The organism is Aeromonas sp. HMWF017, assembly GCF_003061465.1.
Classification (GTDB): Bacteria; Pseudomonadota; Gammaproteobacteria; order Enterobacterales; family Aeromonadaceae; genus Aeromonas; species Aeromonas veronii.
The window spans coordinates 17,956-19,465 of record NZ_QAJD01000139.1 but is presented as its reverse complement, the minus strand read 5'-3'; the positions used below and the strand labels follow the sequence as shown (position 1 = coordinate 19,465).

General features: G+C 61.6%; 1 protein-coding gene. It reads right to left on the bottom strand.

Annotated elements, in window-relative coordinates; translation table 11 throughout:
- Positions 1-235: 235 nt before the first annotated feature.
- The coding region (gene recD / locus DBR30_RS14280; protein WP_258224436.1) for an exodeoxyribonuclease V subunit alpha at positions 236-1,510 on the bottom strand (1,275 nt) is incomplete at its 5' end.

Here is a 1,510-nt window from a genome sequence, read left to right as displayed (position 1 = left end):
ATACATGTCAACTTATATAATCAAAAAATAATTTATTTTATATATATTTTTAAAAATTTTATTTGTTACTATTTTCATATTAATTAAGCCTCATGCTGTTCCTGTACGTTATATTATTAGTTTCTACATCTTCATTTATAACCTCTCATGGTAAAGCCGTACTGCTTTTAGCAGTACGACTGATGATAGCTCGACACAGCTCATAAAGCAAGAGCATACAGCTAAAGGCCGTACGCTACGATTCCCCCAACCTCTCCGCCAATCCGGAATAACGCTCGGTCTTTTTCCTCACCGCCTGTGCCAGCAGGGCGCGATCGCCGTAGAGATCGAGCCGGGCCTTGGCGCGGGTGATGCCGGTATAGACCAGCTCGCGGGTCAGCAGCGGGCTGGAGCTATCGGGTAGCACCAGCACGGTATGGGCAAACTCCGAGCCCTGGGATTTATGGATGGTCATGGCGTAGACCGTCTCGTGGGGCGGCAAGCGGCTGGGCAACAGGGCACGCAGGGTACCGTCCGGCTGCTCAAACCAGACCTTTAACCGGCCAGTTTCGTCGGGCAGGCAGAGCCCCATATCGCCGTTATAGAGGCCAACGCCGTGATCGTTGCGCACCACCATCACCGGACGACCGGCATACCAGTCGCCATCGCGGGCAATGAGGCCTGCCCGTGACAGGGCCAGTTCGAGCCGCTCGTTTAGCCCCAGCACGCCGAACGGGCCGTCGCGCAGGGCGCAGAGGATCTGGAAGCTGTTGAATGCCTTGAATACGGCGGCGGGCACTTCCCCCGCGCGGGCCGCCTTCAGATAGCTGCCGTAACCGGCTACCCCCTGGGCAATCAGGGCGTCGTAGGCCTCCCCCGCCCAGGGGTGCAGGCTGATATCGGCAAAGCCCATGCCCCAGACTGCCTCCACCGCCGCGGCATCGCCGCTGTTGCAGGCGCGCGCCAGCTGACCGATGCCCGAATGCTGATCAAAGCGCCAGCTCTTGGCCAGCAAACAGAGGCTGTCGCGCACCGGTGCCCCCGCGGGCGAGCCCTGCAGGCGGTAGCCGGTCTGGCGGGAGAGCCACTCCGCCTGCGCCGGGCTGATGCCCTGTTCGATAAAGCTGCAGATATCGCCGAGCACGGCCCCCGCCTCCACCGAGGCGAGCTGATCCTTGTCGCCGAGCAGGATCAGGCGGGCGTGGCTTGGCAACGCATCGAGCAGGCGCGCCATCATCGGCAGGTCGACCATGGAGGCCTCATCCACCACCAGCAAGTCAAGGTGCAGCGGGTTGCCCGCGTGGTGGCGGAACTGGCTGCGCCCCGGAATGACCCCGAGCAGCCGGTGCAAGGTGCCCGCTTCGGTGGGGATCGCTTCCACCCATTCGGGGGGCAGATCGAGGGCCTGCAGGGCAGAGCCGATACTCTCGGTGAGGCGCGCCGCCGCCTTGCCGGTGGGGGCCACCAGCCGGATCGCCGGGGCCTTGCCCGCTTGCAGGCCGGTCTCCACCAGAATGGCGAGCAGTTTGGC